This window comes from Agrococcus sp. ProA11, assembly GCF_039880525.1.
Classification (GTDB): domain Bacteria; phylum Actinomycetota; class Actinomycetes; order Actinomycetales; family Microbacteriaceae; genus Agrococcus; species Agrococcus chionoecetis.
In genome coordinates, this window is record NZ_CP156989.1 from 1,622,602 (window position 1) to 1,647,581 (window position 24,980).

The window sequence follows — 24,980 nt, forward strand, 5'->3', positions numbered from 1 at the left end:
GAACGTCTTCCTCGATCCTAGTACCCACAGACAGCGCCGAGGCTCCTGCCACGCCCCGCACAGCCGCCTCGGAACGGCGAAGCGCCGCCGATCCGAAGATCTGCGGCGCTTCGCCTCATGGGTGCGTCGGGTCAGCTGAAGGAGTCGCCGCAGGCGCAGGAGCCCTGCGCGTTGGGGTTGTCCATCGTGAAGCCCTGCTTCTGGATCGTGTCCTCGAAATCGATCGTGGATCCGTCCAGGTACGGCACGCTCATCCGGTCGACGATGACCTCGACGCCGTCGTAGTCGCGGATCGCGTCGCCCTCGAGCTGACGCTCGTCGAAGTACAGCTGGTAGATCAGGCCGGAGCAGCCTCCCGGCTGCACCGCGACCCGCAGGCGCAGGTCATCGCGACCCTCCTGATCGAGCAGCCGGCGCACCTTGTCGGCGGCCGTGTCGGTGAGGTTGACGCCGTGCGTCATGACATCCGTCATCGCAGCTCCTCTCGAAAGCTTCCGAGGGCTCAGCCCTCCCCGCCAGTCTACTCCTGGTGGTCTGCGGCCCGCGAGAGCAGCAGCGCCTCCGCCGCGATCGCCTTCCGCAGCACGCCGAGGTGCTGTGACTCGTTCGGGCTGTGCGCCATGGTGCCGGGGTCCTCGACGCCCGTGACCAGGATCTGCGCGTTCGGGAACTGCTGCACGAGGTCGGCGATGAACGGGATCGAGCCGCCGATGCCGGCCTCCACGGGCTGCGCGCCCCAGGCATCGGCCATCGCCTGCTTCGCGGCCGTCGCTCCCCACCCCGTGGTGTCCACGAGGAACGGGTCGCCGAGATCGACGCTGTCGTACGCGACGGCGGCGCAGAACGGCGTGTGCTGCTCGATGTGCCGCTGGAATGCCGCGAACGCATCCGCGGCCGTCTGGCCCGGCGCGATGCGGGCCGAGACGCGGAAGCGCACCGTCGGCAGGATCGTGTTGGATGCGTCGGGCACGCTCGGGGCGTCGACGCCGGTGATCGTGATGGCGGGCTTGGCCCACACGCGCGAGAGCAGCGGCCCGCTGCCGATGAGGTCGACGCCGTCGAGCACGCCCGCCTCGTCGCGGACGTGCTGCTCGGTCTGCTCCGGCACCTCGAAGTCCGCCTCGGTGAGACCCTCGACCGCCACCGAGCCGTCCTCGTGCCAGAACGACGCCGCCAGCTTCGCGAATGCCATCATCGCGTCCGGGACGAGGCCTCCGACCATGCCCGAGTGGCTGGCGTGCTCGAGGGTCGTGACGCGCACGTTGAAGGCCGCGTTGCCGCGCAGGGCGACGGTGAGCGAGGGGATCTCGGTCGACCAGTTGTCGCTGTCGGCGACCACGATGAGGTCGGCGCTCAGCACATCGGCGTGCAGCTCCAGGAAGCGCTTGAAGGAGCGGGAGCCGTGCTCCTCCTCCCCCTCGATGAACAGCGCGAGGCCGATCTCGGGGTCGACGGTCTCGGCGAGCGCGCGGATCGCGGCGATGTGCGTGATGACGCCCGCCTTGTCGTCCGAGGCGCCGCGGCCGTAGAGGCGGCCGTCGATCTCGGTGGGCTCGAACGGCTCCGTGCGCCACAGCGCCTCGTCGCCCCACGGCTGCACGTCGTGGTGCGCGTAGAGCAGCACCGAGGGCTTGCCGCCGCGCGCGGGCCGCACCGCCAGCACCGCCGGCTGCCCGAGCTCGTCGGAGTCGCCGATCGGTGCGCGCTCGATCGAGACGCGCTCGAAGACGCCGGTCCCCTCGGCGAGCGCGGCGACCGCCTCGGCGCTCGCCTGCACGTGCGCGGGGTCGTAGGAGTCCCACGCGACCGAGGGGATGCGCACGAGCGACTGCAGGTCTTCGAGCGCGCGCTCGAAGCCCGCGTCGACGGCGTCGAGGATGGCCTGGTCGCGCGCCGAGAGCGTGCCGGAATCAGCGGAGTGAGCAGTCATGCGCTCGATCCTAGGCGGCGAGCCAGCATCGATGCGGCGGTACCATGGAGCGACCTCCCGCTCCGTTCACTCGAAGGATCTCCCCGTGGCGCTGTTCAGCCGTTCTGCCGACGACAAGGCTCAGCCCGAGCCCGGGCCCGAGATCCGGCGTCGGCCCAAGCAGTCGGAGCAGGTCGCGCGCAACCGCCGGCCGCTCGTGCCCGAGGACCGCAAAGAGGCCAAGCGCCAGATGCAGGACAAGATGCGCGTCGAGCGCCAGAAGGCGCGGATCGGCTTCGAGCGCGGCGAGGAGAAGTACCTGCCTGCGCGGGACAAGGGTCCCGTGCGCCGCTACGTGCGCGACTTCGTCGACGCCCGCCTGTCCATCGGCACGGCTGCGATGCCGGTGATGATCGTGGTGCTGGCGCTGACGTTCATCAACGACCCGCAGTGGCGGATCGTCGCGAACCTCGTGCTGTGGGGCTTCGTCGCCGTCGTGGTGCTCGACTCGATCCTGATGGCGTGGCAGCTGCGGCGCGCGATCCGCGCCAAGTTCGGCGAGAAGGATGCCAAGGGGCACGGCTGGTACGCGACCATGCGTTCGGTGCAGCTGCCCTTCATGCGCATGCCGAAGCCGCAGACGAAGCTCTTCAAGTACCCGGAATAGCGTCCGGAGGGCTCACCCCTGTGAGCCCGGAGGACGCTAGGTCGAGGAGCGCGCCGGCGCAGCCGGCACGCGTCACGAGACCTCGCGCCGCGCCAGTCCGGTCGCCAGCAGTCCGCGGTTGATCTCGCGCGCCCAGCCGGGGCCGCGGTAGATGAAGGCCGTGTAGCCCTGCACGAGCGAGGCCCCGGCATCGAGGCGCTCCCGCACCTGCAGCGCCGTCTCGACCCCGCCGACCGAGATCACGTCCGACGATGCCGGCAGCGCGGCGCGCAGCAGGCGCAGCACCTGCAGCGACCGCTCGGCGACCGGCGGGCCCGACAGGCCACCGGCACCCGCGCTCGCGACCGTGGCGGCATCCGAGCGCAGGCCCGCGCGGCTGATGGTCGTGTTCGTGGCGATGACGCCCGCGAGCTCGAGCCTCGCGGCGAGCGCGGCGATGCCCTCCACCTGCTCGTCATCGAGGTCGGGGGCGATCTTCACCAGCACCGGTGTCTGCCCCGCTGCGCCGCGGATGGCGGCGAGCAGCGGCTCGAGCAGCCGCTCGTCCTGCAGCCCGCGCAGTCCGGGCGTGTTGGGCGAGGAGACGTTGACGGCCAGGTAGTCGGCGACCGGCGCGAGCACTCTCGCCGACTGCAGGTAGTCGCGCTCCACGGCGGCGGCGTCCTCGGCGTCGACGACGCGGCTCTTGCCGATGTTGACGCCGATGACGGGACGCGAGCGCGCCTCGCGCGCGGCGGCGATGCGGTCGGCGGCGGCCGCCGCTCCCCCGTTGTTGAAGCCCATGCGGTTGATGAGCGCGCGATCCTCGGTCAGCCGGAACAGCCGCGGCTGCGGGTTGCCGGGCTGCGCCTGCGCCGTGAGGGTGCCGACCTCGACATGGCCGAAGCCGATCGCGCCCAGTCCGGCGATCATCGTGGCGTCCTTGTCGAAGCCCGCGGCGACGCCGAACGGCGTCGGGAACTCCCTGCCGAGTGCGCGCACGCGCAGCGACGGGTCGGTGCGGACGCCTGGGCGGGTCGCGCCGATCGCCTTGATCGCGGCGGCACCCAGGTGGTGCGCCGCTTCCGGGTCGACCTTCGCGAAGCCGTGATCGAAGAGCAGGTCGTAGGCGGTCACTCGTCGCGCTCCAGCGGGGGCTTCGCCTCGCGCAGGGTGCGGATGGCCGCCTCGAAGTCGTCGAGCGAATCGAAGTTGTTGTAGACGCTTGCGAAGCGCAGGTACGCGACTTCGTCGAGCTCGCGCAGCGGCGGCAGCACCGCGAGGCCGATCTCGTTCGCGTCGATCTGGCTCGCACCGGTCGCGCGGATGGTCTCCTCCACCGACTGCGCGACGGCCGCCAGGTCGGCATCCGTCACCGGACGCCCGCGCACAGCCTTCCGCACGCCCTCGATGACCTTCTCGCGCCGGAACGGCTCGAGCACGCCCGAGCGCTTCACGACCGAGAGGCTGGCGGTCTCGGTGGTGGTGAAGCGCCGGCCGCACTGCGTGCACTGACGGCGCCGGCGGATCGAGGTGCCGTCGTCGCTCGTGCGCGAGTCGACCACGCGGGAATCGGGGTTGCGGCAGAACGGGCAGTGCATCAGCGCTCGCCGCCCTCGAAGCGCGCCTCGATCGCCGCGCCGTGCGCGGGCAGTCTCTCGGCGGCCGCCAGTGCCGTCACCTCGTCGCGCACCGCGGCGAGCGCCTCGTGGCTGTAGCGCACGACCTGCTGCGGGCGCAGGAACGTCGCGGCGCCGAGCCCGGCGACGCGACGCGCCTGGCCACCGGTGGGCAGCACGTGGTTGGACCCGGCGGCGTAGTCGCCCAGGCTCACGGGCGTGTGCGGTCCGAGGAAGATGGCGCCCGCGTGGCGGATGCGCGCAAGCACCGACTCGTCGTCGTGCGTGATGATCTCGAGGTGCTCCGGCGCGTAGGCGTCGCTCACGCGCGCGGCCGCAGCCAGGTCGGCCACCAGCACGATCGCCGACTGCACGCCCGACAGCGATGCCGCGACGCGCTCGGCCGCCGGTGTCGCGGCCGCGCGGCGGGCGACGGCTTCGGCCACCCGGTCGGCCAGCGCGGCCGAGTCGGTCACGAGCACCGCGGCCGCGAGCTCGTCGTGCTCCGCCTGGCTCACGAGGTCGGCGGCGACCAGCTCGGCGTCGGCGACGGCATCGGCGATCACGAGGATCTCGGTCGGACCGGCCTCGGCGTCGACGCGCACGGTGCCGGCGACGATGCGCTTGGCCGCAGCGACGAACACGTTGCCGGGCCCGGTGACGACGTCGACCGGTTCGAGCCCGATCGACGGGACGCCGTGGGCGAAGGCGCCGATCGCTCCCGCGCCGCCCATGGCATAGACCTCGTCGACGCCCAGCAGTGCGCACGCGGCGAGGATGGTCGGGTGCGGCAGCCCGTCGTGGTCGGCCTGCGCGGGGCTCGCGACCGCGATCGAGCGGACGCCCGCGGCCTGCGCGGCGACCACGTTCATCACGACGCTCGAGGGGTAGACGGCCTTGCCGCCGGGCACGTAGAGGCCGACGCGCTCGACCGGCTGCCACCGCAGCTCGATCTCGGCGCCATCGGCGACGTGGGCGACCATCGGCGGCGGCACCTGTGCCCTCGAGCCGATCCGCACACGCTCGATGCTCGTCTCGAGTGCCGTGCGCACCTGCGGGTCGAGCGCTTCGAGTGCCTCCGTCAGCGCGGTGGTCTCGACCCGGAGCGCGGCGGGCCGCACGCGGTCGAAGCGCTCGGCCTGCTCGATGAGCGCGTCGGCGCCTCGCGAGCGCACGGCGTCGATGAGCTCGGCGGCTGCCGGCAGCGAGGCGGCGACGTCGACGGCGGGGCGCGGGAGCAGCGCGCGCAGCTCGCGGTCGGCGGGCAGCGTCGTCAGATCGATACGTCGGAGCACGGGATCTATCGTAGATCGCCTGCCCTTGGCCGAGGGACGCGAGACCCCTAGGCGATGGAGGCGGGGCCCAGCAGGGACTTGATCTCGCCGAACAGGTCGGAGGAGACGCGCACCTGCAGCGGCAGCGCGAAGACGCGCTCCAGGTCGGGCCGCTGCAGCGCGATGCGCACGTCGGTCGGGCCGGCGTGCCGCTCTAGCAGCCCCCGCAGCTCGCGCATCGCCGTCATCGAGGCGCGCCGCTCCGGGATGCGCAGCTCGAGCGGACGGGTCTCGTCGATCGGTTGCACGTCAGGGGTCTCGATCTGGTTCGCGCGCACCGTGATGCTGTCGTCGCGGGTCTGCGCGCGACCGCGCACCACGACGACCTGGTCTGCCACCAGCGCAGCCCGGAACTCCGTGTAGGTCTTGCCGAGCACCATGATCTCGAGCTCGCCGCTGAAGTCCTCCAGCGCGATGATCCCGTAGGGGTTGCCGGAGTTCCGGGCGACGCGGTGCTGCACGCTCGTGATCAGGCCCGCGAGACTGACGTGGTCGCCATCCTCGACCGACTCGTTCAGCTCCTGGATCTGGTGGGTCGCGTGCTTCGCGAGCTCCAGCTCGAGGCCGGACAGCGGATGGTCGGAGACGTACAGGCCGAGCATCTCGCGCTCGAAGGCGAGCTTGTCCTGCTTGCCCCACTCCGGCCGCTCCGGCACCCGGTCGGCGACGGTGTCGAGGTCGTCGAAGATGTCGCCGAAGAGGTCGACCTGGCCATTGGCCTCGTTGCGCTTGATCGACACCGCGGCGTCGACCGCGTCCTCGTGGACCTCGAGCATCGCGCGGCGGGTGACGCCCATGGTGTCGAAGCCGCCCGACTTGATGAGCGACTCGACCGTGCGCTTGTTGGCGACGCCCAGCGGCACCTTCTTCAGGAAGTCGTGGAACGACGCGAAAGCGCCCTCGCGCTCACGGGCAGCGATGATGCCGTCGACGACGCCGTCGCCGACGTTGCGCACGGCGCCGAGGCCGAAGCGGATGTCGTCGCCGACCGCCGTGAAGTAGAGGGTCGACTCGTTGACATCCGGCGGCAGCACCGTGATGCCCATGCGGCGGCACTCCGAGAGGTAGATGGCCATCTTGTCCTTGGAGTCGCCGACGCTCGTCAGCAGCGCGGCCATGTACTCGGCCGGGTAGTGCGCCTTGAGGAAGGCCGTCCAGTAGGAGATGACGCCATAGGCGGCAGAGTGCGCCTTGTTGAACGCGTAGTCGGAGAAGGGCAGCAGGATGTCCCACAGCGCCTTGACCGCCGCGGCCGAGTAGCCCCGCTCGAGCATGCCGCCGGAGAAGGCCTCGAACTGCTTGTCGAGCTCCTCCTTCTTCTTCTTGCCCATCGCGCGGCGCAGGATGTCGGCTTGGCCGAGCGAGTAGCCGGCGACCTTCTGCGCGACCGCCATCACCTGCTCCTGGTAGATGATGAGGCCGTAGGACTCCGAGAGGATCTCGGCCAGCGGCTCCTCGAGCTCCGGGTGGATGGGCGTGATCGCCTGCTGCCCGTTCTTGCGCAGCGCGTAGTTGGTGTGCGAGTCGGCGCCCATCGGGCCCGGGCGGTACAGCGCGATGACGGCCGAGATGTCGCCGAAGTTGTCGGGCTTCATGAGCCGCAGCAGCGAGCGCAGCGGGCCGCCGTCGAGCTGGAAGACGCCGAGCGTGTCGCCGCGGCCCAGCAGCTCGTAGGCGCCGCGGTCGTCGAGCGCCAGCGTCTCGAGGTCGATCTCCTCGCCGCGGTTCGCGCGGATGTTGTCGAGCGCGTCGGAGACGATGGTGAGGTTGCGCAGTCCCAGGAAGTCCATCTTAATGAGCCCCAGCGACTCGCAGGCCGGGTAGTCGAACTGGGTGATGATCGCGCCGTCCTGCTCGCGCTTCATGATCGGGATGATGTTGATGAGCGGGTCGGAGGACATGATGACGCCAGCCGCGTGCACGCCCCACTGCCGCTTCAGGTTCTCGAGCCCCAGCGCCGTCTCGTAGACGGTCTTCGCCTCGGGGTCCGACTCGATGAGCGCGCGGAAGTCGCCCGCCTCCTTGTAGCGCTCGTGCGTCGGATCGGTGATTCCCGCGAGCGGGATGTCCTTCGCCATGATCGCCGGAGGCATGGCCTTGGTGAGCTTGTCGCCCATCCCGAACGGGAACCCGAGCACGCGGCTGGCGTCCTTGAGCGCCTGCTTCTGCTTGATGGTGCCGTAGGTGACGATCTGCGCGACGCGCTCCGAGCCGTACTTCTCGGTCACGTAGCGGATCACCTCGCCGCGACGGCGATCATCGAAGTCGATGTCGAAGTCGGGCATCGAGACGCGATCGGGGTTCAGGAACCGCTCAAAGATGAGGCCGTGCTCGAGCGGGTCGAGGTCGGTGATGCGCATGGCGTACGCGGCCATCGAGCCCGCACCCGAGCCGCGACCGGGGCCGACGCGGATGCCGTTGTCCTTCGCCCAGTTGATGAAGTCGGCGACGACCAGGAAGTAGCCGGGGAACCCCATGCCAGAGATCACGCCGATCTCGTACTCCGCCTGCGTCTGCACGGCATCCGGGATGCCGCTGGGGTAGCGGCGCTCGAGCCCCGCCTGCACCTCGTGCCGGAACCAGGTGTGCTCGTCGTGGCCCTCCGGCACCGGGAAGCGCGGCATGTAGTTCGCGCTGGTGTCGAACTCGACCTCGCAGCGCTCGGCGATCAGCAGCGTGTTGTCGCACGCCTCGGGGAAGTCGCGGAAGAGGTGCCGCATCTCGGCGGCCGACTTCACGTAGTAGCCGCCGCCGTCGAGCCGGAACCGATTCGGATCGTCCATGGTCGAGCCCGACTGCACGCACAGCAGCGCGTCGTGGCTCTTGGCGTCGTCGGCGCGCGTGTAGTGCAGGTCGTTCGTGGCCAGCAGCGGCAGGCCGAGCTGCTTGCCGATGTCGAGCAGTCCCTGCTTCACGCGGCGCTCGATCTCGAGCCCGTGATCCATGAGCTCGAGGAAGTAGTTGTCGGCGCCGAACAGGTCGCGGTACGAGGCGGCCGCCGCGAGCGCCTCGTCGAACTGCCCGAGGCGCAGGCGCGTCTGCACCTCGCCGGAGGGGCAGCCGGTGGTCGCGATGAGCCCGCTCGAGTACTGCTCGAGCAGCTCGCGATCCATGCGGGGCTTGAAGTAGAAGCCCTCCATGGAGGCGTAGGAGGAGAGCCGGAAGAGGTTGTGCAGCCCCTCGTTGTTCTCGGCCAGCAGCGTCATGTGCGTGTAGGCGCCGCCACCGGAGACGTCGTCGCCGGAGGCGGTGCTCTGGTCGCCCCACTTCACCCGCGTCTTCTCGCTGCGGTGCGTGCCGGGGGTGATGTAGGCCTCGGTGCCGATGATCGGCTTCACGCCCTGCGCCTTCGCGGCCTTCCAGAACTCGAAGGCGCCGAAGACGTTCCCGTGGTCGGTCATCGCGACCGCCGGCATCCCCTCGTCCTCGACCGCCTGCATCAGGTCCTTGATGCGGGCAGCGCCATCCAGCATCGAGTATTCGGTGTGGACGTGGAGGTGCGCGAAGTTCTCTGCCATGGCACGTCGATCCTACTTCGCGGGGCCCACGCGCTGCGCCGAGGCGCTACTCCTCGCGGAGCACCTCGAGCGCGTGCGCGAGCTCCGGCGGGTACGCCGATTCGAAGCGCACCTGCTCCCCCGTCGCCGGGTGCGCGAAGCCCAGCCGCAGGGCGTGCAGCCACTGGCGGTGCAGCCCCAGCCGCTCGCTCACGGTCGGGTCGGCGCCGTACATCGCGTCGCCGAGGCACGGATGCTTCCTGGCCGCCATGTGCACGCGGATCTGGTGCGTGCGCCCGGTCTCGAGATTCACCTCCAGCAGGCTGCCGCCGCGGTAGGCCTCGAGCGTCTCGTAGTGGGTCACCGCGTGCTTGCCGCTGGAGACGACCGCGAAGCGCCACTCGTGGCTGGGGTGCCGGCCGACCGGCGCGTCGATCGTGCCCGTGAACGGGTCGGGGTGACCCTGCACGGCCGCGTGGTAGATCTTCGAGACCTTGCGGTCGTGGAACGCGGCCTTGAGGTGCGTGTAGGCGCGCTCGCTCTTCGCCACCACCATCAGTCCGCTCGTGCCGGCGTCGAGCCGGTGCACGACCCCCTGCCGCTCGGCGGCGCCGGAGGTGGCGATCTGGAAGCCCGCGGCGGCGAGCGCACCGACGACGGTGGGCCCCTGCCAACCGACCGAGGGGTGCGCCGCAACGCCCGCGGGCTTGTCGACGACCACGATGTCGTCGTCGTCATGCACGATGCCGAGATCCGGCACGGGAGTCGGGACGATCCTCGGCTCCTCGCGCGGCTGCCACGACAGGTCGAGCCACGCGTCGCCGTGCAAGCGGTCGGACTTGCCGAGCACCGAGCCGTCCTGCACCGCCCCGCCGGCATCCAGCATCCCGACCACCGCGGTGCGCGACAGGCCCAGCAGCTTGGCCAGGCCCGCGTCGGCGCGCGCGCCGTCGAGCCCGGGCGGCACCTGCAGGAAGCGCGTCTCCATCAGGGCCGGTCGTCCGGGTCGAGCGGCTGCGTCGCGTCGGGGTCGGCCTCGGCGTCTGCCTCGGCCTCGGCGAGCTTCGGCTCGTCCGTGTGGCGCGCGCCGTCGAGCCCGACGTTCGCCAGCACCAGCAGCACGACGCCGATCATCGACCCGACGATGCTGATGTCGGCGATGTTGAAGATCGCCGGGAAGCCCCAGACCTGGATGAAGTCGATCACGTGGCCCACGAAGAACCCGGGCTCCCGCGTCAGACGGTCGGTCAGGTTGCCGAGCGTGCCGCCCAGCAGGCCGCCGAAGGCGATCGCCCAGCGGACGGAGCGGATGCGCCGCAGCTGGGTGACGATGAACACCACGACCGCGGCGGCCAGGATCGTGAAGATCCAGGTCGACCCCTCCGCGAAGGAGAACGCGGCGCCGGGGTTGCGCACGAAGTGCCACTGCAGCACTTCCCCGAGCACCTGGCGCTGCTCGCCCTCCGTCATCGACGAGAGGACCCACTCCTTCGAGAGGAAGTCGGCCACCCACGCGACGACGGCGGTCGCGAGCACGAGACCCAGCATCCGCCAGGTGGTCGTGCGCGGGACCGCCGCTGCGCTGTGGCCGGGTGGGCGCTCGTGCGTCACCGAGCGGCTCAGTTGCCGCTCTGCCCGCCGAAGGCGAGCGAGGACGACCGGTCGAGGTCGCGCAGCTGGCTCTCGATGTAGCCGCGGAGCTTCAGTCGGTAGTCGCGCTCGAAGCTCTTCAGCTCGTCGATCTTCGTCTCGAGGCCTGCCTTGACCTCGTCGAGCTTGGCCTTCTTGTCGTCGAACTCGCCCTGCAGCACGACCTTGCGCTGCTCGGCGGCGTCCTCGATCTCCTGCGCGCGCGCCTCGGCGGCCGCGATCAGCTCGTCGCGCTTCTGCTCACCGGCGGCGACGTGCTCGTCGTGCACGCGCTGCGCGAGGGCGAGGAGGCTGTCGGCGTTCCCCACGGACTGCGAAGCACCCTGCTCGGGGGCGTCGGCGGCCGCCACGGGCGCATCGGCCTCGGGCGCGGACTGCTCCGAACCGGCCTGCTCGCGCTCTGCCGCTGCCTGCGCTGCGGCCGCGTCGCGGTCGGCGAGCTCCTTCGCGAGGCGCTCGTTCTCGGCGCGCAGGCGCTCGAGCTCTGCGGCGTCGGCCTGCGCGGCCTCCGCCTGCTCGGCGCTCGCCTGCTCGGCGCTGGCCTGCTTGCTGGCCTGCTTGTCGTCCTGCTCGGGCGCGGCGACGGGTGCGGCAGCGGCGCCGCCCGACTTGAGCTGCTCGTTCTCGGCGCGGAGCGTCTCGTTCTCCTCCGTCAGGCGGCGAAGCTCCGTCACGACCTCGTCGAGGAAGTCGTCGACCTCGTCCTGGTCGTAGCCGTCCCGGAAGCGCGTCGTCTCGAAGCGCTTGTGGACGACGTCATCAGGAGTGAGAGCCATGGCGTGCCTTTCTAGGTCAGGGTCATGCCGGGAGGCAGACAGCACACGTTCACTGTACCCGGCGTGGTTCGCTTCCGAGATCGTAGCGCCGCGTGCTCCCGGCGCGCTCCACGATGCAGCCGCGCCCGCCTAGACGAAGCGGAACGGGCTGACGATGGTCGTCAGGAGGAGCAGCGCCAGCAGCAGCACCAGCATCGCGATGTCGAGCATCGCGCCGCCGATGCGCACCGGCTTCACGAAGCGGCGCACGAAGCGCAGCGGAGGATCGGTGAGCCGCAGCAGCCACACCGAGATGAGCAGCCAGAAGCCGGTCGGCCGCCAGTCGCGCCTGATCTGCCGGACGAAGTCGAGGATGATCCGCGCCCAGAGGACGTAGAACGCGACCAGCAGTGCAGTGTGGACGACCCAGGCGAGGATCGAGACGATCGTCACCGCGTCAGTGGGCGAAGACGGCTGCGTCCGCGTCCTCGTCGACGCCGCGGCCTCCGGAGACCGCGATGTGCTCCGGCGTCAGCAGGTAGACCTTGGTCGTGACGCGCTCGATGCGGCCCTCCAGGCCCTGCGTCAGTCCTGCGGAGAAGTCGATCAGGCGACGGGCGTCGCCGTCAGTCATCTGCGACAGGTTGATGATCACGGGGGTGCCGTCGCGGAACGCCTCCGCAATGGCCTTCGCGTCCTTGTACTGCCGCGGATGCACGGTCAGGATCTCGCTCATGTCGCTCACCTTCTGTGCTGTGCGGAGCTTGGTGACGGGTGCACGGCGCGGCTCCTCGACGCGTTCGCGCGGCTGCTGCGGAGCACGCTCGTGCTCCTCGGCCCGCTCGACAGGTCGGACCTCCTGGGTCAGCTCATCTTCCTCGGCGAAGCCGAAGTAGATCGCCGCCTTCTTCAGTGCGTTGCTCATGGGATCCTCCTCGTGGCGTGCGTTCACGCTATCCGCCGAGTGGGCGGTTTCCCGTGATTGCGGTACCGATTCTCAGGTGTGTCGCGCCATGCTGGAGCGCCGCTCGCCAGTCGCCGCTCATGCCGGCCGAGATCCACTCGGCCGTCGGCTCGACGGCGCGGACGCGCTCGGCGTACGATGCGAGCCGCTCGAAGGCGGCGCCGGGCTCCTCGTCGAGCGGCGCGACGGCCATGACGCCGCGCAGGCGCAGGTGCTCGGCGGCGGCGACGCGCTCCGCCAGCGCTTCCAGGCCGGCGGGGTCGACGCCCCCGCGTGCGGGGTCGTTCGTCAGGTTGATCTGCACCAGTGCGTCGCGCACGGGGCGATCGGCCTCCGGCTCCCCGCCCTCCAGCGCGTCGACGAGCTCGATGGAATCGACCGAGTGCAGCACGTCCGCATAGCGGGCGACCTGTCGGGCCTTCTTGCGCTGGAGCTGCCCGAGGAAGTGCCAGGTCAGGTCGAGGTCGGTGAGCGCGGCGGCCTTGTCGCGCGCCTCCGGGTGACGGTTCTCGCCGAAGTGGCGGTGCCCGGTCTCGGCGAGCGCGCGCACGAGCTCGACCGGGTGGAACTTCGTGACCACCACCACCGTGACGTCGCGCGCCTGGCGCGCCTGCTCGAGATCCTCGAGGAAGGCGGCCAGGCGCGCGGCGGGGGTGTCGGTCACGTCGGTGTCGTCAGCGCAGGAAGTCGGGGAGGAACTCGTCCTCCTCCTCGTCCACCTGGGTCAGCGGCTGCACGGGTCCCGTGAGGTGGTCGGCGACCGGCGGTGCGGGCACCGCGCGGCGCTCGGCCGGCTCTTCGACGCGGGGCGCCGACGGCGTGCTGGGCGCCGAGGCGCGCAGTCCCATCTCCTCGCGCGCGGCGGTGCGGATGACCGAGTCGTCGTCCTTCACGACCGGTCCGGTGCCGTCGAAGCCCGCAGCGATGACCGTCACGCGCACCTCGTCGCCGAGCGTGTCGTCGATGACCGTGCCGAAGATGATGTTCGCCTCGGGGTGCACGGCCTCCTGCACGAGCTTCGCTGCGTCGTAGGTCTCATGGATGCCCAGGTTGCTGCCGGCCTGGATCGACAGCAGCACGCCGTGCGCACCGTCGATCTTGGCCTCCAGCAGCGGGCTGGCGACGGCGAGCTCCGCCGCCTTGATCGCGCGGTCCGCGCCGCGCGAGGAGCCGATGCCCATGAGGGCGCTGCCCGCGCCCTGCATGACCGACTTCACGTCAGCGAAGTCGACGTTGATGAGGCCCGGCGTGGTGATCAGGTCGGTGATGCCCTGGACGCCCGCGAGCAGCACCTGGTCGGCGGTCTCGAACGCCTCCACCATCGAGATGCCCATGTCGGAGATCTCGAGCAGTCGGTCGTTCGGCACCACGATGAGCGTGTCGACCTCGTTCTTGAGCGCTTCGACGCCGGTCTCGGCCTGCGCCTGCCGACGGCGGCCCTCGAACGAGAACGGCTTGGTCACCACACCGACGGTGAGCGCGCCGAGGCTCTTCGCGATGCGCGCCACGACCGGGGCGCCGCCCGTGCCGGTGCCGCCGCCCTCGCCCGCGGTGACGAAGACCATGTCGGCGCCCGAGAGCGCCTCCTCGATCTCCTCCGCGTGGTCCTCGGCTGCCCGCCTGCCCACCTCCGGGTCGGCACCAGCGCCGAGACCCTTCGTGAGCTCGCGGCCGACGTCGAGCTTGACGTCGGCGTCGCTGAGCAGCAGCGCCTGCGCGTCGGTGTTGATGGCGATGAACTCGACGCCTCGCAGGCCCAGATCGATCATGCGGTTGACGGCGTTCACACCGCCACCGCCTACGCCGACCACCTTGATGACGGCGAGGTAGTTGTTGTTGGAAGTCACGTGCCCGGCCCCTCGATCGAACTCTCAACCTCTACTTGAAGTTTAGAGAATTCCTCATTTCATGCTGACAACTCCGACGGTACGGGCGCGCATGGCACGAGCTCGGGACTGACGGGGCGTGTCGCGACCGGATCCGGCAAGAAAAAGAATCGTCAGGTTCGACGGCGTCGCGAGGACGCTCAGGACCCGCGCACCACGGGGTGCTCCGGGGCGCGCACGTCGAGCACGGCGGCGGCCGACGGGTCCTGCGTGGCCATCAGCGCGGCAACCACATCCGCCTTCAGCGGGCTCTGCTCGGCGCCGCCCCACTGCACGGTCTGCCCGGTGGTGAGGGTGAGGCGGATGTCAGACGGTGTCGACGCCTCGATGGTCTCGGTCTGCAGCAGCACGTCGCTCGGTACCGAGACCAGCACCGTCGCAACGGCGTCGAACTCGGGCGAGCCGAGCTCCACGTCGACCAGGCGCGGGAGCGCATCGCTCTCGGCGTCCACCGTGCCGAGCACCACGCCGGCCGCATCGATGACCGATGGCCCCTGTGCCCCGTCGACGATCGCCACCGGGCGCCGCTCGACGAGCCGCACGATGACCGACGAGGGCGGGACGACGTCGAGGCGGAAGGACTCGATCTGCGGGATGGCGCGCAGCCGCTCGGCGACCTCGGCCTCGGTGATGGTCGCGATGGGCTCCCCCAGCTGATCGGCGAGCGCAGCCTGCACGACCGCGGGGTCGATCCGCTCGGCGCCCTCCACCTGCACGTCGCGCACCGACATCAGCGGCGACCAGACCAGCCCGACGAGCAGCAGCATCGCGAGCACGAGTCCCCCGACCGAGAGCAGCGCAACGCGCAGCTGCCGTCGTCGGGCCGCGGTGAAGCGGCGGACCTCGGCACGCTCCGCGCGGATGCGGGCGCGCTTGGCTGCCCTGGCCTCCCGCCGGCTGTCCTTGAGCTCCTCGCGATCGAGCCTGCGCTGCTCCCGCTGGGCGAGCCGCCACGCTCGGTCGACCCGCTGCGCGTGCGAGCCGCGCTCCCCCGACGCGGCACCGGTGGCTGCGGCGGCGCCGGGACCGCTCGCGACCCCGTCGTCCGCGCCGCGAGCACGCGCGCCGAGGTCATGCGCGCCGAGCTCGACCGTGTCGCCGGCCTCCTGGTCGGCATCGCCCTGGCCAGCATCGTCCGGGTCAGCATCGTCCAGGTCGGCGTAGGCGCTCAGCGCCCAGCGGCGCGGCTCCTCGTCCTCCTGCGCAGGCAGCTCCGCCTGCTCGCGGCGGCGCCGGAGCGCCTCCAGCCGCACGACCTCGCGCACCTCGGCGGCCACGTCGCGCCGGGACGGCTCCGGCGACCGCTGCGCGGCCGCCGGCTCGTCGTCCGGGCGATCGAAGCCGTCGGGGCGCCTCACGCGTCGTCGCCGCCCTCGAGGGCCGACAGCACCTGCGGGATGATCCGGTAGACGTCGCCGCACGAGAGGGTGACGATGATGTCGCCCTCCTGCGCGATCGCCGCGGCGCGCTCGGCGGCCGCCTGCCAGTCGGGCAGGAAGTCGACATCCGTCGCATCGGAGAAGCGGTCGGCGACCAGCGCCCCCGTGACGCCCGGGATCGGGTCCTCGCGGGCGCCGTACACGTCGAGCACGACCGTGTGGTCGGCGACGCGCTCGTAGACGGCGGCGAACTCGCCCGCCATGTCGCGGGTGCGCGTGTAGAGGTGCGGCTGGTGGATGGCGATGATGCGGCCGGAGCCGATGACGGTGCGGGCCGCGGTGAGCGCGGCGTCGACCTCCGCCGGGTGGTGCGCGTAGTCGTCGAAGACCCGCACGCCGCGGCGCTCGCCGTGGAGCTCGAAGCGTCGCCCGGTGCCGCGGAAGGCGGCGAGCGCGTGCGCGATGTCGGCTGGCGCGAAACCGAGCGCGAGCAGGGTGGCGAGGGCGCCGGCGGCGTTCACGGCGTTGTGGCGCCCCGGCACCCCCACCTCGAGCTCGATGCGTTCGCCACCGACCGACAGCGCGCACGACGCGGTCGTGCCGGTGCGGATCTCGAGGATCCGCACATCCGCGTCCTCATGATCGCCGAAGGTCACGACGCGCTCGTGCTGGATCAGCCGGCGCAGCCGCTGTGCGCCCTCGTCGTCGGCAGAGATCACCACGGCCTCGCTCGCCCGGTTTGCGAACGCCGCGAACGCCTCGTCGAACGCCTCCGGCGTGCCGTAGTGATCGAGGTGATCGGTGTCGACGTTGGTGATGAGCGCGACGGCCACGTCATAGAGCAGGAAGGAGCCGTCGGACTCATCCGCCTCGAGCACGAACATGTCGGAGGTGCCGTGGCCGCTGGAGGTGTCGAGTCCGGCGATCACGCCGCCGTTCACGAAGCCGGCGTCGACGCCGAGCCCGTGCAGGCCGACGACGAGCATGCCCGTCGTGGTGGTCTTGCCGTGCGCGCCGCCGACGGCGACGACGCGCTTGCCGCGCGCGAGCACGTGCAGCGCCTGCGATCGATGCAGCACCGGGATGCCGTGCTCGCGCGCGGCGAGCAGCTCCGGGTTGTCAGGCCACAGGGCACTCGTGACGACCACGGCGTCGACGCGCTCCTCCCCCTCGACGGGGACGTGCTCGGCCGCGTGGCCGACCGCGATCGTCGCGCCGCGCTCGATGAGCCGGTCGACGGTCGCCGAGCCGGACCGGTCGGAGCCCGAGACCGCGATGGACTCGTCGAGCATCATGTGGGCGATGCCGGACATGCCGGAGCCGCCGATGCCGATGAAGTGGACCCGTTGGATCCGCTCAGGGATGGGCTGGGTGAAGTCCGGTTCGATCACGACTGCCTCCTCGTGGCTGCGGCCCGCTCGATGAGATCGCACATGCGGTCGCTGCCGTCGATCGCTCCGGCTCCCGCACTCGCGGAGGCCATCTCGGCGAGACGATCGGCGTCCCGCAGCAGCGGCACGAGCTGCGCCTCGACCCATTCTGCCGTGAACGCGCCGTCGTCGACCAGCAGTGCGCCACCAGCGGAAACCTGGTCGGCGGCATTCATGCCCTGCTCGCCGTTGCCGTAGGGCAGCGGCACGTAGATCGCGGGCAGGCCGACGGCCATGAGTTCGGAGACGGTGAGGCTGCCGGCACGGCAGACGACCAGGTCGGCGGCGGCGAGCGCCAAGTGCATGCGATCGAGGTACTCGATCGCGACGTAGTAGTCGATCGTGGCGGGCTCGAAGTCGGTCTGCCGGCCGCCGGAGAGGTGCAGGATCTGCCAGCCCGCGTCCACGATCGCCTGCGCCGCGGCGACGATCGTGCGGTTGATCGAGCGGGCTCCCTGCGAGCCGCCCGTGACGAGCAGCGTGGGCCGCTGCGGGTCGAGGCCGAGCTCGACGACGGCCTCGGCGCGCAGGCCCACGCGATCCAGGCTCGTGATCTCGGGGCGCAGCGGCATGCCGACGAGCTCGCCTGCGAGCGTGGTCGATCGGTAGGAGAGCCCGACGAAGTCACTCCAGCGCGCGCCGAGCACGTTCGCCATCCCGGGCTTCGCATTCGCCTCGTGGATGGCGATCGGCACGCGCTCGAGGTGCGCGGCCCGATACGCGGGAGCGGCGGCATAGCCGCCGAAGCCCACCACCACATCGAAGCCGCGCTCGCGGAGCAGCGCGCGAACCTCCCGAACGGCCCGTCGCCATCGGCTCGGGAACCGCAGCGCAGCACCGTCGGGTCTGCGCGGGAAGGGGAGCTTGGCGATCGTGACGAGCTCCAGGCCGGCGCGCGGCACGAGCTCGCGCTCGAGCCCCTCCGCGGTGCCGAGCACGGTGATCTCGACGTCGGGATGACGGTCGCGCAGCCGCTGGGCGGTCGCCAGCAGCGGATTGACATGGCCGGCGGTGCCACCGCCGGCAAGGAGCACGCGCATCCGTCAGTCCTTCATCGCAGCGGTCGCGGGTCTCTCGCCCCTGACCTTGGGATTGTCGACCCGCTCGAGCGAGAGGACGATGCCGACGATGAGCAGCGCGGCGATGAGCTGCGAGCCGCCGGAGGAGATGAACGGGAGCGGCACGCCGAGCACCGGCAGCAGGCCGAGCACGACCCCGATGTTGACCAGTGCTTGGCCGACCAGCCAGACCATGGCGGCGCCGGTGACGACGCGCGTCATCTGCGAGCGCGCCTGGCGCACGATGCGCAGCAGCGTCCACGCCAGCAGCGCGAACAGCGCGAGCACGACGACGGCGCCCAGCAGCCCCAGCTCCTCGCCGATGATCGCGTAGATGTAGTCGTTGTCGGCTTCCGGGAGCCAGGACCACTTCGCGCGCGAGTTGCCGAGCCCTACGCCGAAGAGGCCGCCGGCCGACAGCGCCCACGTGCCGTGCAGCTGCTGCCAGCAGCCGGAGTAGTAGTCGGCGTCCGTGCAGCCCTGCACGAAGGCGCTGATGCGGCGCACGCGCGAGGGGCTCGAGAGCACCACCGGCACGGCGAGCACGACGAGACCCGCGACCGGCAGCAGCAGGTGCCACCATCGCACGCCGGCGAACCACAGCGCGCCGAAGGCGAGCGCCACCATGATCACCACGGTGCCGAGGTCGCTGCCGAGCAGCACGAGGCCGATGGAGAGGCCCGCGACGGGAGCCGCCGGGATCCACGCCTGCCAGAAGCTGTCGATGTGCTTCTGCTTGCGCGTCATGATCATCGCCAGCCACACGCACAGCGCGACCTTGACGAACTCCGACGGCTGCAGCGAGAAGCCACCGATGCCGATCCAGTTGCGGTTGCCGTTCGCGCCGAAGCCGAGCGGGGTGAAGACCAGTATCTGCAGCGCGATGCCCAGCATGATCGCGGCCCAGGCGACGCGCTGCCAGGTGCTGGCGGGCATGCGCGAGGCGATCAGCATCAGCACGATGCCGATCGACGCGAACGCGGCCTGCTTCACGAAGTCGGTGAAGAACGAGTTGTTCGCGACGTAGCTCTCGACCGACGAGGAGGAGAGCACCATGATCAGCCCGAAGACGACCAGGAAGAGCGTCGTGCCCATGAGCAGCGCGGCATTGAGCGTCGGGGCGCCGAAGATGGAGCGCACGCGCACCAGCGCGCGCCTGCCCATCCGCTCCGCGCGCCCGACGTGGAGCTCAGCGGCGCTGGGTCGGTCAGGCGCGCTGGGTCGGGGTGCCGTCGTCGTGGCCATGGGCTCCCCTCTCCCGGACCGCGTCGGCGAATCGATCGCCGCGCTCCGCGTAGTCCTTGAACTGGTCCATGGATGCCGCCGCCGGCGCCAGCAGGACCGTCACGCCGGGCGCGGCGTGCGATGCGGCCGCCTCCAGGGCCAGTCGCATCACCGCACCAGTGTCCGCCGTGTCGACCTCGACCAGCGGGATGCCGGGCGCGTGTCGCGCGAACGCCTCGCGCACGGGGCCGCGGTCGACGCCGATCGCCACGGCAGCGACGATGCGCGACGCGTGCCGCTCGACCAGCGGCGCGACGTCGGCGCCCTTGAAGAGCCCGCCGACGATCCACACCACGCGGTCGAACGCGCTCAGGCTGCCCTCGGCCGCGTGCGGGTTCGTGGCCTTGGAGTCGTCGACGAAGCGCACGCCGCCCTGCTCGGCGACGAGCTCGGTGCGGTGGCGGTCGAGCGAGAAGGAGCGGATCGCGTCCCGCACGTGCGCGGGCTCGGCACCGAACGCGCGGGCGAGTGCCGCCGCCGCGAGCACGTTGCGCGTCATGTGCGGCGAGCGGAGCCCCGCGGGCTCGAGGTCGGCGAGGCTCGCGAGCTCGAGCGCCTGCGTGTGCCGCGCATCGAGGAATGCCCGGTCGACGAGCACGTCCTCGACCATCCCGAGGTCGCTCGGACCGGGGACGCCGAGGGAGAAGCCGATGGCGCGGCAGCCCTCCACCACCTCCGCGTCCTCCACCATGTGCATCGTGACGGCGTCGTCACCGTTGTAGACCGCGGCGACGCGGGCGTTCGCGTAGACCTTCGCCTTCGCCGCCCGGTACGCGGCAGCGGAGCCGTGCCAGTCGATGTGGTCGTCGTCGATGTTCAGCACCGCGGCGGAGTGCGGCCAGAGCGCGCCGGCGCCCGCGCCGGCGATGGCGTGCAGCTGGAAGCTCGAGAGCTCGACCACCAGCACGTCGAAGCCGGCCGGGTCGCGCACCGCGTCGAGCACCGGCGTGCCGATGTTGCCGACCGGCGCGACGCGGAAGCCGGCCTCGCGCAGCATGTGCGCGGTGAGCTGCGTCGTGGTGGTCTTGCCGTTCGTGCCGGTGACCAGGATCCACTCGGCGGCGGCGACCTTGTCGCGCACGCGCCAGGCGAGCTCGATGTCGCCCCAGACCGCGATGCCGCGCGCTGCGGCGGCGGCGAGCCACGGGTGATCCGGGCGCAGGCCGGGCGAGGCGACCACGACCTCCGCCTCGGTGATCGCCTCTGGCAGCTCTGCGGCTCCAGCCTCGACGACGGGGACCGCGAGCACGTCGAGGATCGTGCGACGTTCGTCGTCGACCGCTTCGGCGACCACGGTCACCGCGGCGCCCAGCTCCGCGAGCGTGTCGGCGGCGGCGAAGCCGGTGACGCCGAGGCCGAGCACCGCGACGCGCAGGCCCGTCCAGTCGGCGTGCCAGGAAGTGAGGCTCTCGAGTCGATCCATCAGCTGCGCAGCGCCCACTCGAAGTAGAACAGGCCCAGGCCGGAGGCGACGAACAGGCCGGCGACGATCCAGAAGCGCACCACGATCGTCACCTCCGCCCAGCCCTTGAGCTCGAAGTGGTGGTGCAGCGGGGTCATGAGGAACACGCGCTTGCCGCCCGTCGCCTTGAAGTAGGCGCGCTGCACGATGACGCTGCCGGTGACGATGATGGGCAGGCCCGCCATGAGGATGAGCAGCAGGTGCGTGTCGGTCATGATCGCGAAGCCAGCGAGGGCGCCGCCGAGGGCGAGCGAGCCGACGTCGCCCATGAAGATCTGCGCCGGGCTGGTGTTCCACCACAGGAAGCCGATGAGCGCCGCGACGACCGTCGCCGCGAGCGTCGCCACGTCCAGCGGCTGCAGCACGTCGTAGCAGCCGGGGCCGGCGTCGGCGGTGAAGCACGACTGGTTGAACTGCCAGAAGGCCACGAACGCGAAGCCCATCGTCGACAGGATGACGGCACCGGTGGCGAGGCCGTCCAACCCGTCCGTGACGTTCACGGCGTTCGACGCCGAGACGTTCATGATCAGGATCCAGACCACGAAGAGGATCCCGCCGAGCGCGCCCCAGGCGGTGAAGTCGAGCCAGGCGATGTCGCGCAGGCCGGAGATCGCCGGGTTCACGACCGTGCGCTCCCCACCGCGGTAGGACTGCGTGATCGCGAGCGCGCCGAACACCACCGACACCACGACCTGTCCGGCGATCTTCGCCCAGCCGCCGAGGCCGAGCGAGCGCTGGTTGGAGATCTTCAGGAAGTCGTCGACGAAGCCGACTGCGCCCATGCCGACCATCAGCAGCAGGATGAGCAGTGCCGGCTGCGTGGGCGCGTCCTGCCCGAGCAGCTTGCCGCCGAAGTAGCCCAGCAGGGTCGCCACGATGAAGATGAGGCCGCCCATCGTGGGCGTGCCGCGCTTCACGTGGTGCGACTGCGGGCCGTCGTCGCGGATGAACTGTCCCCAGCCGATGCGCGCGAAGCCGCGGATGAACAGCGGTGTCGCGAGCAGCGAGACGAGCAGCGCGATGCCTGCGGATGCCAGCAGTACGAGCATCAGAGGCCCCCGATCCGCTCCGCCAGGGCCTGGAGCCCCGACACGTTCGATGACTTGAAGAGTACGACGTCGCCCTCGCGCAGCTCGCCGCGCAGCAGCGCCTCGGCCTCGTCGGCGGTCGCGACCCAGGTGGTCTCCTGGCCGAAGGACGATTCGAGCTCTGCGGCGTCGTGGATCGCCTTGGCGCCGGCGCCGACCACCACGAGCCGGTCGATGCGCAGCCGCACCGCCTGGCGTCCGAGGCGATCGTGCTCCTCGACCGCGTGCGGGCCCAGCTCGGCCATCTCGCCGAGCACGGCGACGGAGCGGCGGCCGGCCTGCCGCGTCATGTGCGCGAGCGAGCGCAGCGCCGCCGCGGTCGAATCCGGGCTGGCGTTGTAGGCGTCGTTGATGACGGTGATGCCACCGCCGGGCTCGAGCAGCTCCATGCGGCCGCGCTCGGCGCGCTGCATGCCGGCGAGCGTCTCGATCGCCGGAGCCAGCGGGATGCCGAGCGCGTCCGCGACCGTGAGCGCTGCCAGCGCGTTCATGACGTGGTGCTCGCCGAGGATCCGCATGCGCAGCGGCCAGGACTCCTCGCCCCGATGGATCGTGGCGACCGTGCCCTGGAGCGTGGAGTCGACACCGTCGGCCCAGAGGGTGCTCGGCGCGTCGACCGGCCCCGGCTCGGTGCCGAACCAGGCGATCCGGGCGCGCGTCGCCCGGGCCATGCCGCGCACCCGCTCGTCGTCGCGGTTGAGCACGGCGATGCCGTCCTCCGACAGGTCGCGCACCATCTCGGTCTTGGCGCGCGTGGTCGTCTCGATGCCGCCGAACTCGCCGGCGTGCGCGAGCCCGACCTTGAGCACGACCCCGACATCCGGATGCGACATGGCCGTCAGTCGAGCGATGTCGCCCTCGACGCTCGCGCCCATCTCCAGCACCAGGTAGCGCGTCGACTCGTCGATGCGGAGCATCGTCATCGGCGCGCCGACCTCGTTGTTGAACGACTTGACGGGCGTGACGGTCGGCCCGTGCTGCTCCAGGATCGACTGCAGCATGTTCTTGGTGGTGGTCTTGCCGTTCGAGCCCGTGACACCCACGACGGTGAGCGACCCGGGCTCGCGCACCCGGCGGATGACGGCGGCGGCGAGCGCGCCGAGCGCCACGACGCCCTCCGCGACGAGCACGTGCGGCACATCCTGGTCGAGCGGGCGCTCGGCGACGATGAGCGCCGCCCCCTGCGCGATGGCCGCGTCGATGAAGCGGTGCCCATCGGTCGCCTCGCCGGGCATGGCGAAGAAGACGCCGCCGGCGCTCACGAGCCGCGAGTCGGTCTCGACGGAACCCGTCACCAGCACGTCCTCGCCGTGGAGCGCACCGTCGACGGCCGACGCGATCTCGCTCGCGCGCATCCGCAGCATCAGCAGCCGCCCATCAGCGCTTGTCCCCGAACGGGGAGTCCTGGTCGCGGCGCCGGTCGGCGTCGGTCGACCAGCCGGCCTCGTGCAGTGCGAGCCTCGCCTCGTCGCGCGCCACGAACGGCTGGCGCACGCCCGCGACCTCGCGGTAGTCGGCATCGCCGGGCCCGGCCCACAGCACGGTGTCGCCCGGCTCGGCCAGCTCGAGCGCCTGCCGGATGGCAGCCTCCTCCGGCGACGACTCGAGCACGGGCTTGTCACCGGCGGCCGCGCGGGCGCCCTGGATCACCTGCGCGCGGATCGTGGCGGCATCCTCGGAGCGCGGGTTGAAGTCGGTGACGATCACCACGTCGGCGAGCTCGGCCGCGATGCGACCCATGTCGGCCCGCTTCGTGGCGTCGCGGTCGCCGTCCGCCCCGAAGAGCATGATGAGTCGGCCCTCGGTGACGCGGCGCAGCGCCGTCAGCGTCTGCTCGAAGGCGTCAGGACTGTGCCCGTAGTCGACGAAGACCGCGGGGCCCTCCGCGCCGGAGACGCGCTCGATGCGCCCCGGCAGCGTGTTGCGCATGCCGCGGTCGATCGTCTCGGCGATGGCCTCGAGCTCGAAGCCGTCCTCGACCAGCATGAGGATGGCGATCGCCGCATCCACCGCCATGTGGCGGCCGATGAACGGCACCTGCACCTCGATGGCGCCGCCGTCGATGCCCGTGAGCGTGAACGAGGTCGAGACGGGCGTCTCCTCCCAGATGTCGATGCGCCAGTCGGCGGATCGCTCGGGGTCGCTCGTGACGGTCGTGACGGGGATGCGGCTGCGCTCCGCGATCCGCGCACCCCAGTCGGTGTCGACGCACACGACGCCGCGCACCGCGCGGTCGGGGCTGAAGAGCGCGAGCTTGACGTCGAAGTACGCCTCCATCGTGCCGTAGTCGTCGAGGTGATCGTGGCTGAGGTTCGTGAACCCCACCACGTCGAAGAGCACACCGTCGACCCGATGGCGCTCGATGGCCTGCGCGCTCACCTCGAGCACGGCGGCGCGGACCCCTGCCTCCTGCATGCGCGCCAGCAGCGCGTGCAGCTCGCTCGCCTCCGGCGTCGTCAGCTTGGATGTGACGACGAGATCGCCGACGTGGCGCTCGGCGGTGGTGGAGAGCCCGGTGACGAAGCCGAGATCGGCCAGCAGCCCCTCGAGCATGAACGAGGTCGACGTCTTGCCGTTCGTGCCGGTGATGCCGAAGAGCTTCGGCGGCTGCTCGCTGGTGCGGTAGACCCAGGCCGCGATCTCGCCGAGCGCGGCACGCGGGTCGTCGACCACGATCACGGGCGTGGCGGTCTCGAGCAGCGCGGCGCCGGCGGCGTCGGTGACGACCGCGCTGGCTCCCCGCTCGATCGCGGCACCGGCGAACTCCGCGCCGTGCCGCTTCGCGCCCGGCAGCGCCGCGAACAGGTCGCCCGGCTGCACGTCGGAGGAGTCGTTCGTGATCCCGGAGACCTCGATGCCATCCAGGTCTCCGCCGACGTCGAGGCCGAACTCCTCCACGAGGCCCGCAAGGGGCCGGGGTGCGGGATGCTCGGGTCGCAGGATCCTCGGGGTCACGCCCGCCACGGACATCTTCTCCTCCATGTGTCGGCCGGCAGGTCGCGGTCGGCAGATGCCGCTC

At 71.3% G+C, this 24,980-nt stretch carries 22 protein-coding genes; 1 reads left to right on the forward strand and 21 read right to left on the reverse strand.

Annotated elements, in window-relative coordinates:
• Positions 1–131: 131 nt before the first annotated feature.
• Positions 132–473: an iron-sulfur cluster insertion protein ErpA gene (gene erpA, locus ABG090_RS07845; RefSeq protein WP_347753901.1), complete on the reverse strand. Its 342-nt coding sequence runs from the start codon at positions 471–473 to the stop codon at positions 132–134.
• Between the two features lie 47 nt (positions 474–520).
• Positions 521–1,930, reverse strand: coding sequence for a M20/M25/M40 family metallo-hydrolase (locus ABG090_RS07850; RefSeq protein ID WP_347753903.1), 1,410 nt, complete (start codon positions 1,928–1,930; stop codon positions 521–523).
• Between the two features lie 85 nt (positions 1,931–2,015).
• On the opposite strand from ABG090_RS07850, the gene ABG090_RS07855 reads away from it, so the two are divergent.
• Entirely contained in the window at positions 2,016–2,576 is a 561-nt protein-coding gene (locus tag ABG090_RS07855) for a DUF3043 domain-containing protein (protein WP_347753904.1), read from the forward strand.
• A 72-nt stretch (positions 2,577–2,648) separates the two neighbouring features.
• On the opposite strand, the gene ABG090_RS07860 is transcribed toward ABG090_RS07855, so the two are convergent.
• The 19 genes from ABG090_RS07860 to ABG090_RS07950 all read right to left on the reverse strand — a co-directional run bounded on the left by ABG090_RS07860 (position 2,649) and on the right by ABG090_RS07950 (position 24,925).
• Complete coding sequence (locus ABG090_RS07860; RefSeq protein WP_347753905.1) at positions 2,649–3,692, reverse strand: quinone-dependent dihydroorotate dehydrogenase; 1,044 nt, start codon at positions 3,690–3,692, stop codon at positions 2,649–2,651.
• Entirely contained in the window at positions 3,689–4,156 is a 468-nt protein-coding gene (gene nrdR / locus ABG090_RS07865) for a transcriptional regulator NrdR (protein ID WP_347753906.1), read from the reverse strand. Before nrdR ends, ABG090_RS07860 begins: the two co-directional genes overlap by 4 nt.
• The gene (hisD, locus tag ABG090_RS07870; protein WP_347753907.1) at positions 4,156–5,469 is read right to left on the reverse strand and encodes a histidinol dehydrogenase; all 1,314 of its coding nucleotides are present in this window, start codon (positions 5,467–5,469) and stop codon (positions 4,156–4,158) included. The genes nrdR and hisD overlap by 1 nt, the downstream gene beginning before the upstream one ends.
• Before the next feature lie 47 nt (positions 5,470–5,516).
• Positions 5,517–9,026, reverse strand: coding sequence for a DNA polymerase III subunit alpha (gene dnaE, locus ABG090_RS07875; RefSeq protein WP_347753908.1), 3,510 nt, complete (start codon positions 9,024–9,026; stop codon positions 5,517–5,519).
• 46 nt (positions 9,027–9,072) lie between these two features.
• Positions 9,073–9,993: an RluA family pseudouridine synthase gene (locus ABG090_RS07880; protein ID WP_347753909.1), complete on the reverse strand. Its 921-nt coding sequence runs from the start codon at positions 9,991–9,993 to the stop codon at positions 9,073–9,075.
• Positions 9,993–10,616, reverse strand: a complete 624-nt coding sequence (gene lspA / locus ABG090_RS07885; protein ID WP_347753911.1) for a signal peptidase II — start codon at positions 10,614–10,616, stop codon at positions 9,993–9,995. The genes ABG090_RS07880 and lspA overlap by 1 nt, the downstream gene beginning before the upstream one ends.
• An 8-nt stretch (positions 10,617–10,624) precedes the next feature.
• Entirely contained in the window at positions 10,625–11,431 is an 807-nt protein-coding gene (locus ABG090_RS07890; RefSeq protein ID WP_347753912.1) for a DivIVA domain-containing protein, read from the reverse strand.
• Positions 11,432–11,560: 129 nt separating this feature from the next.
• Complete coding sequence (locus ABG090_RS07895) at positions 11,561–11,863, reverse strand: YggT family protein (RefSeq protein ID WP_347753914.1); 303 nt, start codon at positions 11,861–11,863, stop codon at positions 11,561–11,563.
• A gap of 4 nt (positions 11,864–11,867) precedes the next feature.
• On the reverse strand, positions 11,868–12,335 hold the full coding sequence (gene sepF / locus ABG090_RS07900; protein ID WP_347753916.1) for a cell division protein SepF: 468 nt from the start codon (positions 12,333–12,335) through the stop codon (positions 11,868–11,870).
• Between the two features lie 28 nt (positions 12,336–12,363).
• On the reverse strand, positions 12,364–13,038 hold the full coding sequence (locus ABG090_RS07905; protein ID WP_347753917.1) for a YggS family pyridoxal phosphate-dependent enzyme: 675 nt from the start codon (positions 13,036–13,038) through the stop codon (positions 12,364–12,366).
• A 10-nt stretch (positions 13,039–13,048) separates the two neighbouring features.
• Positions 13,049–14,221 (reverse strand): cell division protein FtsZ, encoded by a 1,173-nt coding sequence (gene ftsZ / locus ABG090_RS07910; RefSeq protein WP_347753918.1) that lies wholly within the window; start codon positions 14,219–14,221, stop codon positions 13,049–13,051.
• 179 nt (positions 14,222–14,400) lie between these two features.
• Complete coding sequence (locus tag ABG090_RS07915; RefSeq protein WP_347753919.1) at positions 14,401–15,618, reverse strand: FtsQ-type POTRA domain-containing protein; 1,218 nt, start codon at positions 15,616–15,618, stop codon at positions 14,401–14,403.
• On the reverse strand, positions 15,615–17,030 hold the full coding sequence (murC, locus tag ABG090_RS07920) for a UDP-N-acetylmuramate--L-alanine ligase (RefSeq protein WP_347753920.1): 1,416 nt from the start codon (positions 17,028–17,030) through the stop codon (positions 15,615–15,617). The genes ABG090_RS07915 and murC overlap by 4 nt, the downstream gene beginning before the upstream one ends.
• A complete protein-coding gene (gene murG, locus ABG090_RS07925) occupies positions 17,027–18,109 on the reverse strand; it encodes an undecaprenyldiphospho-muramoylpentapeptide beta-N-acetylglucosaminyltransferase (protein ID WP_347753922.1) in 1,083 nt (360 codons plus the stop codon). Before murG ends, murC begins: the two co-directional genes overlap by 4 nt.
• Before the next feature lie 3 nt (positions 18,110–18,112).
• Positions 18,113–19,372, reverse strand: coding sequence for a putative lipid II flippase FtsW (gene ftsW, locus ABG090_RS07930; RefSeq protein WP_347753924.1), 1,260 nt, complete (start codon positions 19,370–19,372; stop codon positions 18,113–18,115).
• Positions 19,335–20,834 carry a UDP-N-acetylmuramoyl-L-alanine--D-glutamate ligase gene (gene murD, locus ABG090_RS07935; RefSeq protein ID WP_347753925.1) on the reverse strand — a complete coding sequence of 500 codons (1,500 nt, stop codon included), beginning with the start codon at positions 20,832–20,834 and terminating at the stop codon, positions 19,335–19,337. Before murD ends, ftsW begins: the two co-directional genes overlap by 38 nt.
• On the reverse strand, positions 20,834–21,922 hold the full coding sequence (gene mraY, locus ABG090_RS07940; protein ID WP_347753926.1) for a phospho-N-acetylmuramoyl-pentapeptide-transferase: 1,089 nt from the start codon (positions 21,920–21,922) through the stop codon (positions 20,834–20,836). Before mraY ends, murD begins: the two co-directional genes overlap by 1 nt.
• Complete coding sequence (gene murF / locus ABG090_RS07945; protein ID WP_347753928.1) at positions 21,922–23,325, reverse strand: UDP-N-acetylmuramoyl-tripeptide--D-alanyl-D-alanine ligase; 1,404 nt, start codon at positions 23,323–23,325, stop codon at positions 21,922–21,924. The genes mraY and murF overlap by 1 nt, the downstream gene beginning before the upstream one ends.
• 13 nt (positions 23,326–23,338) lie before the next feature.
• Complete coding sequence (locus ABG090_RS07950; RefSeq protein ID WP_347753929.1) at positions 23,339–24,925, reverse strand: UDP-N-acetylmuramoyl-L-alanyl-D-glutamate--2,6-diaminopimelate ligase; 1,587 nt, start codon at positions 24,923–24,925, stop codon at positions 23,339–23,341.
• Positions 24,926–24,980: the final 55 nt, after the last annotated feature.

What these genes read in the sequence shown, in the direction of transcription:
- sepF (WP_347753916.1), bottom strand. Translation starts at nt 12,335, where the DNA reads ATGAGCAACGCACTGAAGAAGGCGGCGATCTACTTCGGCTTCGCCGAG.
- mraY (WP_347753926.1), bottom strand. Translation starts at nt 21,922, where the DNA reads ATGCTCGTACTGCTGGCATCCGCAGGCATCGCGCTGCTCGTCTCGCTG.
- nrdR (WP_347753906.1), bottom strand. Translation starts at nt 4,156, where the DNA reads ATGCACTGCCCGTTCTGCCGCAACCCCGATTCCCGCGTGGTCGACTCG.
- ABG090_RS07850 (WP_347753903.1), bottom strand. Translation starts at nt 1,930, where the DNA reads ATGACTGCTCACTCCGCTGATTCCGGCACGCTCTCGGCGCGCGACCAG.
- ftsW (WP_347753924.1), bottom strand. Translation starts at nt 19,372, where the DNA reads ATGGCCACGACGACGGCACCCCGACCCAGCGCGCCTGACCGACCCAGC.
- murG (WP_347753922.1), bottom strand. Translation starts at nt 18,109, where the DNA reads ATGCGCGTGCTCCTTGCCGGCGGTGGCACCGCCGGCCATGTCAATCCG.
- ABG090_RS07880 (WP_347753909.1), bottom strand. Translation starts at nt 9,993, where the DNA reads ATGGAGACGCGCTTCCTGCAGGTGCCGCCCGGGCTCGACGGCGCGCGC.
- dnaE (WP_347753908.1), bottom strand. Translation starts at nt 9,026, where the DNA reads ATGGCAGAGAACTTCGCGCACCTCCACGTCCACACCGAATACTCGATG.
- erpA (WP_347753901.1), bottom strand. Translation starts at nt 473, where the DNA reads ATGACGGATGTCATGACGCACGGCGTCAACCTCACCGACACGGCCGCC.
- murD (WP_347753925.1), bottom strand. Translation starts at nt 20,834, where the DNA reads ATGGATCGACTCGAGAGCCTCACTTCCTGGCACGCCGACTGGACGGGC.
- ABG090_RS07890 (WP_347753912.1), bottom strand. Translation starts at nt 11,431, where the DNA reads ATGGCTCTCACTCCTGATGACGTCGTCCACAAGCGCTTCGAGACGACG.
- murF (WP_347753928.1), bottom strand. Translation starts at nt 23,325, where the DNA reads ATGCTGCGGATGCGCGCGAGCGAGATCGCGTCGGCCGTCGACGGTGCG.